9 protein-coding genes are annotated in these 8,334 nt (G+C 68.4%); 5 read left to right on the forward strand and 4 right to left on the reverse strand.

Going from position 1 to position 8,334, the window contains the following annotated elements; all coding sequences use genetic code 11:
• The 3 genes from ACRDUX_RS00155 to lhgD all read left to right on the forward strand — a co-directional run.
• Positions 1-472, forward strand: a 472-nt coding sequence (locus ACRDUX_RS00155; protein WP_526409845.1) for an enolase C-terminal domain-like protein, incomplete at its 5' end; no start/stop codon positions are given.
• A gap of 4 nt (positions 473-476) precedes the next feature.
• Complete coding sequence (locus tag ACRDUX_RS00160) at positions 477-1,454, forward strand: 2-hydroxyacid dehydrogenase (protein WP_526409846.1); 978 nt, start codon at positions 477-479, stop codon at positions 1,452-1,454.
• A 28-nt stretch (positions 1,455-1,482) separates the two neighbouring features.
• A complete protein-coding gene (gene lhgD, locus ACRDUX_RS00165) occupies positions 1,483-2,694 on the forward strand; it encodes an L-2-hydroxyglutarate dehydrogenase (RefSeq protein WP_526409848.1) in 1,212 nt (403 codons plus the stop codon).
• Here the strand turns inward: lhgD and ACRDUX_RS00170 are convergent.
• From ACRDUX_RS00170 to ACRDUX_RS00185, 4 genes are all read right to left on the reverse strand, one after another.
• Complete coding sequence (locus ACRDUX_RS00170; RefSeq protein WP_526409850.1) at positions 2,676-3,824, reverse strand: serine hydrolase domain-containing protein; 1,149 nt, start codon at positions 3,822-3,824, stop codon at positions 2,676-2,678. The two genes, lhgD and ACRDUX_RS00170, sit on opposite strands and share 19 nt — an antisense overlap.
• Before the next feature lie 91 nt (positions 3,825-3,915).
• Positions 3,916-4,953, reverse strand: coding sequence for an allantoicase (gene alc / locus ACRDUX_RS00175; RefSeq protein WP_526409852.1), 1,038 nt, complete (start codon positions 4,951-4,953; stop codon positions 3,916-3,918).
• 29 nt (positions 4,954-4,982) lie between these two features.
• Complete coding sequence (locus tag ACRDUX_RS00180; protein WP_526409854.1) at positions 4,983-5,534, reverse strand: 2-oxo-4-hydroxy-4-carboxy-5-ureidoimidazoline decarboxylase; 552 nt, start codon at positions 5,532-5,534, stop codon at positions 4,983-4,985.
• 70 nt (positions 5,535-5,604) lie between these two features.
• Entirely contained in the window at positions 5,605-6,093 is a 489-nt protein-coding gene (locus tag ACRDUX_RS00185) for an inorganic diphosphatase (protein ID WP_526409856.1), read from the reverse strand.
• Between the two features lie 110 nt (positions 6,094-6,203).
• Between ACRDUX_RS00185 and dacB the strand changes: the two genes are divergently transcribed.
• Entirely contained in the window at positions 6,204-7,622 is a 1,419-nt protein-coding gene (gene dacB / locus ACRDUX_RS00190; protein WP_526409858.1) for a D-alanyl-D-alanine carboxypeptidase/D-alanyl-D-alanine endopeptidase, read from the forward strand.
• Positions 7,619-8,334: Rv3626c family coenzyme F420 biosynthesis-associated protein (locus ACRDUX_RS00195; RefSeq protein ID WP_526409860.1), on the forward strand; the 716-nt coding region annotated here is incomplete at its 3' end. The genes dacB and ACRDUX_RS00195, both read left to right, overlap by 4 nt.

Raw genomic sequence — 8,334 nt, forward strand, 5'->3', positions numbered from 1 at the left:
GATCGCCACCGACTGGCGCGAGCTCGGCCACGCGATCCGGGCCGCCGCCGTCGACATTCCGCTGGCCGACCCACACTTCTGGACGATGGCGGGTTCGGTGCGCGTCGCACAGCTCTGCGACGCGTGGGGCCTCACCTGGGGCTCGCACTCCAACAACCACTTCGACGTGTCACTGGCCATGTTCACCCACGTCGCCGCCGCGGCGCCCGGCGAGGTCACCGCGATCGACACGCACTGGATCTGGCAGGACGGTCAGCGCATCACCAAGCGACCGTACGAGATCGTCGACGGCTACCTCGACGTGCCGGACGCCCCAGGACTCGGCGTCGAGCTCGACGAGGACGCCGTCGCGGCCGCGCACGCCCTGTATCTGGCCGAGGGGCTCGGCGCGCGGGACGACGCGATGGCGATGCAGTACCTGATACCCGGCTGGACGTTCGACGGTAAACGACCCGCACTGCAACGGAACTGATGCCATGAAGGTTCTCGTCGCCGACGCCAATCTCGTCCCGCACCGTGAGCGACTGGAGGCTGCCGTGCCGCCGGGCGTCGACGTCGTCTGGCGCATCGGGCAGGACCTCCAGACCCTGCGCGACGAACTCCGTGACGCCGACGTCTACGTGGGAGGCCGGTTCACCGCCGAGATGGGAGACGCAGCGGAGAAGCTCCGTCTCTTGCACGTGGTCGGTGCGGGCACCGACCGGGTGGACTTCACGGCGTTGCCCGATACCGCCGTGGTGGCCAACACCTTTCACCACGAGCGGTCGATCGCCGAATACGTTCTCTCGGCGGCGATCATGCTGCGCCGCGACTTTCTCGCGCAGGACCGGGCGCTTCGACGTGGCGTGTGGGCGACGGCCGTGTACGACGACGCCATCGACCAACCGCCGACACTGCGGGACACCCGCATCGGCTTCGTCGGGTTTGGCCACATCGGCCAACGCGCCTGGGAGTCGTTCCGCGCCATGGGCTCCGAGGGCGCGGCGGTGACAGGGTCCGGTTCCGTGGACGCCGCGGCCCACGGGCTGAGGTGGGCAGGGGACTCCTCACGGCTCGACGAACTGATGGCCGATTCCGACGTCGTCGTGGTGTCCGCGCCACTGACCCCGGCCACCGAGGGCATGATCGGGGCCGAGCAGCTGCGCGCCCTCGGACCCAACGGGGTGCTCGTCAACGTCGGACGCGGTCCGCTGGTCGCCGAGCGCGCCCTCTACGAAGCGCTCCACGACGGTGTAATCCGTGCTGCTGCCATCGACGTCTGGTACATCTACCCGGGTCCCGATGGCCAGTCCGCGCCAAGTGATCTGCCGTTCCGCGAGTTGGCGAACCTCCTGATGACCCCGCATTCCTCCGGCGTCACCGCCGACACGTTCACCGGCCGGGCGGACGACATCGCCGCCAACATCGGCAGGTTGGCCCGCGGAGAGGCACTTCGCAACATCGTTCCGAGATAGTGGCCGCAGGTTTGTACAGTGCGTGGTGATGAGTCATCACCGCTACTGCGTGATCGGGGCAGGCATCGTCGGCCTGTCCACGGCGCACCACCTGCTTCGCGCGGAGCCCGACGCGGCCGTCGTCGTCCTCGAGGGCGAGCGTGACGTCGCCACGCATCAGACGGGCCACAACAGCGGCGTCATTCACTCGGGCATCTACTACCAGCCCGGCAGCTTGAAGGCGAGGTTCAGCAAGGAGGGTGAGCGGGCGACGAAGGAGTTCTGCGCTCGACACGGGATCGCCTTCGACGAGTGTGGAAAGTTGATCGTCGCCACCTCCGAGGCCGAGTTGGGGCGGATGGCCGCCCTCGAGGAGCGCGCCGGCGTCAACGGCATCGCCTGCCGACGGGTCGACCGTGACGAGCTCACCGAGCTCGAGCCGAACGTGACCGGACTCGGGGCGCTGCATCTGCCGCGCACGGGCATCGTCGACTACCGGCTGGTGTCGGAGAAGCTGGTCGACCTCATCGTCGGCGCAGGCGGTCAGGTGCGAACGAATCAGAGGGTGGTCGCGATCGCCGAAACCTCGGCGGGAGTGACGGTTTCGACCGAGTCAGCGACCATCACCTGCGACCGGCTGGTGGTCTGCGGTGGCCTGCAATCGGACCGGCTCGCCGAGATGGCAGGAGTCCCCATCGACGTCCAGATCATCCCCTTCCGTGGCGAGTACTTCCAGTTGCCAAGTGCACGGTCGGGTTTCGTGCATAGGCTGATCTACCCCGTGCCCGACCCCGAGCTGCCGTTCCTCGGCGTCCACCTGAGCCCCACCATCGACGGTGAGATCACCGTCGGGCCGAGCGCGATTCTCGGCCTGGCCCGCGAGGGCTACCCGAAGTTCTCCTTCGACCCTCGCGACGTCGCCAGGATGGTCGCGTTCCCGGGACTCTGGCACGTGGCGAGGGCGAACGTGCGCCTCGGTCTCAAGGAGATCGGGAACTCGCTGTCGAAGCGGAGCTATCTACGCGAATGCCGCAAGTACGCACCGGGATTGACCAGGGATGACCTGTTGCCACGCGAAGCGGGCATCCGGGCCCAGGCGGTGCGCAGGGACGGCACCCTGGTGCACGACTTCGTCGTCGAGCGCACCGACAGGATGATCCACGTCCTGAACTCCCCGTCGCCCGCGGCGACCGCCGCACTGCCCATCGGGCGCCACCTCGCAGGATTGGCCACCGGGGCCGATCAGGACACGGCGTCGTAGATCAGCGTCGTATAACGGGCCGTGCGCTCCGAGCCTTCGATGCCGGGGCCCATCTTGTTCATCACGTAGGCCGTGGTCATGCGGCGGTCGGGGTTCATCGTCTCCCAGGAGCCGCCCCAGCCACCCCAGAAGCAGATCCTCTCGTCGGGGATGTAGGGAATCGACTCGAGCAGGGGCAGGCCGAAGCCGAGACCCCACTTGATCGGGTGCATGTCGAGCACCAGGTCCGGTCCGTGGCACTGCACGTCGAAGATCTTCTCGATGGTCTCGGGACGCAGGAGCTGCACGCCGTCTACCGTGCCGCCCAACGAGATCGCCGACAATATCCGCGCCAGCGCCCGTGCGTTGGTGTGACCGTTCACCGCCCCGATGTCGGCGGCCCGCCACGCGTCGGTGTTGGCCACTGAGGGGTCGGGACCGGGGCCGGTGAACGTCTTCAGCATCTGCTCGGTCCACTGCTCCATCGGAGGGACGCCCTCCATCGGGTCTGCGGCGGGGATGATCTCGGCGATGCGCGGCGAGTCCGCGGGTGCGGCACCGATCTGGAAGTCGGCACCGAGCGGCCCAGCGATGTCCTCGGCGACGAACTGCTTGAGCGTCTTGCCGGTGACGCGGCGCACCACCTCGCCGATGAGGTGGCCATGGGTCAGCGCGTGATAGCCCGATGCGGTGCCAGGCTCCCACCATGGAGCCTGGGCCGCGAGTGCGGCCGTCGACTTCTCCCAGTCGTACGTGTCCTCGATCGTGACGGGTTGCTCCCACCCGGAGACGCCCGACGTGTGGGACAGAAAGTGGCGAAACTCGATCTGCTCCTTGCCCTTCGCGCCGAACTCCGGCCAGACGTCGACGACCTTGGTGTCCTCTCCGATGAGACCGCGGTCGATCAGCATCAGCCCGGCCAGCGCGGTCACCGTCTTGGTCGACGACCACACGTTGACGATGGTGTCCGCCGTCCACGGTTGGGTCTTCGCAGCGTCGGCGTGCCCGCCCCAGATGTCGACGACGGTCTCACCGTCGATGTCGATGGCGATGGCGGCGCCGATCTCCTCGCCGTCGGCGATGGCCTGCCCGAGCGCATCTGCGACCTTGTCGAAACGGGCGTCGCAGTGACCGTGAATCGAGTCGTTCATCTGATCATGATGCGTCGGACTCCTGGCGCCTGGTGGTCAGTTGGGCGAATTCGACGCCGGGTGCAAACCCTCCACACCGCGAGGCGCCGCACTATCGGGCGCTGACGTCCCACGCGTCCCGGATGTGCTGCAGCCCGTCGGAGGTGAGGCTGCCGAACAACCTCAGGCGCGCCATCCCGCCGTCGGGGTGGATGTCGAGCCTGGCATCGGTGATCGGCCGGTCGTCGGAGATCAGGAAGCGATGTCTGGTGTCGGGCAGCAGATCGGTGGGCGCCAGCATCTCGAACCAGTCGCCGTCACCGTCGCGGCCGGACAGGCGGCCGACCCCTGGGGCGTTGCCGACGAAGTACGACGTGTCGAATTCGGCGGCGTTGAGCGTCCCGCGGCTCGCCAAATGCACCTGCACCCAGTCGTTTCCGCTGTCGCGTCGGCGTGAGGTCTCCCAGCCGTCGCCCATGGTCCTTGCCGTTCCCGGCAGCAGCAGATTGTTCGGTGAGCCGTAGAACATGTTGGAGCAGGCGGTGATTCGTCCGCCGTTCTCCAGCGCCGCCAGGTCGAGCGTGACGCCATCGGCGAAGTCCGGGTTCAGCAGACCCTCGCCGTGCACCCGGAACCGGGCCACCCCGCCATCCGGGTAGATCGACAACCGCACGTGCGACCAGCGTCGCGACGACTCGACCTCGAAGGGGTTGCGGGTATCACCGTTCACGTCGGTGCGCTCCACCAGCGTGGTCCACTCGGTCTTGGCGACGAGGTCCTCGGTCGACGGATACCCCGGTACGTAGGCGGCCTCGACGGAGATCTGCGGCGGGTAGTTACCGGTGAACCAGGCGGTGTCGACGACCACGCCACGCACGATCCCCGGCACCGCGAGCCGCACGATCGCAGAGTCGGACGAATCGGGCGTAAGGCCTCGGCGCCGCCGCGTCTCCCAGCCGTCATAGACCTGACCCTTGTGGCCGAAGGTGGCAGGCCGGAACTCGGCGGAGCCCGGCTTGATCAGGTTCTCCTTCTCGGCGAACAGATCGTCGTTGGCCCAGAGCACCGCGCCGCCCGCGGACCGCGCCGCCAGATCTGGGAGTGACAGGAAGTGCGAATGTGCGCGGTTCTTCTCCGGCGGTGTGCTCACTCAGATGAGCTTAAGCGAGACGGAACCCATCACCAGTTGTGGTAGCCGCCCTCGGGACCCAGCATGCGCTCCAGGCGCGAGCGGTTGATCTTGGCCAGCTCATTGCGGACCACCTTGCGCTCGGTCTCGATGTCGTTGTGCATGCGATCGGCGACGGTCCCGAGCACGGTGCGTGCGCTCACCCCGCCGAGGTCATGCTCTGCGCGCAAGCGCTCATCGACGTACATCACGAAACCGAACCCGAAGGTCGCCGCATAGGTGCGGGCAGAGGAGCCGAGCTCGGCCATCACCTCGGCGTCGTCGTCCCACACGGAGCACTGCTCGGCTTGGGACTTCGCGCTGCGCGGCCGACGACCGACGTGCGGGCAGGCGTCGAGAATCTGGTCGATCGCCGAGTCCGGCAGGGCGAACAACAGGGCATCGGCACGACGGAAGAGGGCATCGTGGTCGAGGTAGGCACGGCCGTGCGCGAGGTGGCGGGCCATCGTCATGCTGTTGCAGCATTCGTAGAGCGCGTGCATCGCCTTGCGCTCGGGGAACGCGTTGAACGCCCCGAGCCCGATCCCTTGATGCAGCAGCACACCCACAGAATGGAAGCCCGAAGGCACGAGCGCGTTACCCAGTGTTACGACAGTGCTAAATCAGTGCCGGCTAGTGGCCGTTGGCCTTGAAACGCTCCACCGAACGCTGCAACTCGGCCTCGGCCTCTTCGCGGCCGACCCAGTCCGCGGCCTTGACGAACTTGCCCGGCTCGAGGTCCTTGTAGTGCACGAAGAAGTGCTTGATCGCCTCGAGCTCGAACGACGGCACGTCGGCCAGGTCCTGGATGTGCTCCCACCGGGGATCGCCTGCGGGCACGCACAGCAGCTTGTCGTCGCCGCCGGCCTCGTCGGTCATCCTGAACATCGCGACGGGCCTGGCCTCGACGATCGCCCCAGGGAAGACGGACTCGGGCAGCAACACCAGCGCGTCCAGCGGATCGCCGTCCTCGCCGAGGGTGTTCTCGAAGAATCCGTAGTCGGCCGGGTAGCCGAACGCCGTGTAGAGGTAGCGGTCGAGTTTCACCCGGCCGGTCTCGTGGTCCACCTCGTACTTGTTGCGCGACCCCTTCGGGATCTCGATGACGACGTCGAACTCCACCGCCGCGGCTCCTTCGTCTCTGCTAAGCGTTCTGGGGTCGTCGGGTGACGACGCCGGTTCACTGTAGACGAGCGGTACCGTTCACCTTGAGGCTCTGCGCGGGAGCCCCCTTGATCAGGAGAGCGACCATCGGAGTCACGAGTCCCACGCGGTGGCGTCGATCCACCCACGTGTGGGTCGGCGTGGTGGTCCTGCTGCTGGTGGCGGCCGTGGTCGCCGTCGGCGCGGTGGCGACCTCCAATCGCAGCTCGGCCACCGAACCCCTGGCAGTGACGCCGCAACCGGCGCTCGTCACGGCTAAACCCGGTGTGGCTCCGCTGGCGGACTCGGCTCCGGTGCCAACGGCGGCAGGCCTGTCGGCGACGCTGGCGCCGTTGGTGGCCAACCCCGACCTCGGCGCGCTCACCGGTCGCGTCACCGATGCGGTCACCGGCAAGGAACTGTGGGCGCGGGGCGCGGGAGTGCCGATGCAGCCCGCATCGACGAACAAGGTCTTGACCACCGCGGCGGCCCTGTACACCCTCGACCGCGACGCGCGCCTGACGACGACGGTGATCGCCCCTGACCAGAGCGCGTCGCCGGGTCTGGTCGTGCTCAAGGGAGGCGGGGACCCGACGCTGTCGGCCGCCGCCAAGGGCGTCGACACCTGGTACCGCGGCGCGGCACGGATCAGCGACCTCGCCGACCAGGTCCGCCAGTCCGGCGTCGTGCCGAAGGCCGTCCAGGTCGACGCCAGCGCCTTCAGCGGACCGACGCTGGCCCCTGGCTGGGATCCCGTCGACATCGACGGCGGCGACATCGCCCCGATGGAAGCGGTGATGCTCGACGGCGGCCGCACGCAGCCCGTCAGCGTCGACTCCGCGCGTTCCAGGACCCCGGCGCTCGACGCGGGCCGCGCGCTCGCGGTTGCGCTCGGCGTGAACCCGGCGACGGTCACCGTGCGGTCCACCCCCGTCACGGGTGAGCGGATCGCAGGAGTGCAGTCGCCCCCTCTGATCGAACGGCTACGACAGATGATGAGTGAGTCCGACAACGTGATGGCCGAGTCCATCGGCCGTGAAGTGGCGGCCTCCGTCGGCAAGCCGCAGAGCTTCGACGGCGGCGTTGCGGGAGTGCTCGGCCAGCTCTCCAAGGCGGGCGTCGACACGGGCGGAGCGACGCTGGTGGACTCGAGCGGCCTGTCCGTCGACGACCGGCTCACCGCCGAAACCCTCGACGGGGTGGTCAACGCGGCCGCGGGAAGTGCCAACCCCCAACTGCGGCCGCTCGTCGACCTGCTGCCCATCGCAGGCGGCAGCGGCACGCTTTCCGACCGCTTCCTCGACACCGACGCGGGCCGGGCGGCGATAGGCCTGCTCAGGGCGAAGACGGGATCGCTCACCGGCACCAATGCGCTGGCGGGTTTCGTCACCGACGAGGGCGGCAGGGTCCTCACGTTCTCACTGATCTCGAACGACGCGGGCCCGACCGGCCGCACCGCCATCGACGCGGTGGCCGCCGCCCTGCGATCCTGCGGGTGCGGCTCGTGAGCGCGTCCTCGGCGGGCAACGTCGGCCGCGCGGTCGACTGGAACTTCGCCGCCACCATCGGCGCCAAGCTCGTCAGACCAGCGCCGCCCGCCACCGAGTACACCAGGCGCCAGGCCATGGATCAGCTCTCCGAATTCGCCCGCGCGGCGGAGGGTCCCGTCCGCGACGTCACTCGTCTCAACGAGGGTGCCGCCGTCACGGAGGCGCGGATCGTCGACCGGTCTGAATGGGTACGCGCCGCAACCGAATCCATGCGGGTGATGACCGGGGGAGGCGACGACGGCACCGCGACGGCATCGGAGACCAAGGGTGGCGGCATCACGCGCCGCGTCACCGGAGCACAGACGGGTGCGGTCCTCGCCTTCGTCTCGTCGGGAATCCTCGGCCAGTACGACCCCTTCGCCTCAGGTGGCGGTGAGCTGCTGCTGGTGTACCCGAACGTGATCGCCGTCGAGCGTCAGCTGCGGGTGTCGCCCGCCGACTTCCGGCTGTGGGTCTGCCTGCACGAGGTCACCCACCGCGTGCAGTTCCGCGCCAATCCCTGGCTCGCCCAACACATGTCGAATTCGCTGGCGGTCATCACCGACGACTCCGGTCAAGAGCTCACCCAGGTCGTGGCCAGGCTTGCGGAGTTCGTCCGCAACAAGCGCAATGGCTCGGGAGATCAAGCGCCCGAACCGAATTCCGAGGGCATGGTCGGACTCCTGCGGGC

This window comes from Mycobacterium sp. (assembly GCF_050701675.1).
GTDB lineage: Bacteria > Actinomycetota > Actinomycetes > Mycobacteriales > Mycobacteriaceae > Mycobacterium.

What these genes read in the sequence shown, in the direction of transcription:
- ACRDUX_RS00170 (WP_526409850.1), bottom strand. Translation starts at nt 3,824, where the DNA reads ATGAACGACTCGATTCACGGTCACTGCGACGCCCGTTTCGACAAGGTC.
- lhgD (WP_526409848.1), top strand. Translation starts at nt 1,483, where the DNA reads ATGAGTCATCACCGCTACTGCGTGATCGGGGCAGGCATCGTCGGCCTG.
- ACRDUX_RS00160 (WP_526409846.1), top strand. Translation starts at nt 477, where the DNA reads ATGAAGGTTCTCGTCGCCGACGCCAATCTCGTCCCGCACCGTGAGCGA.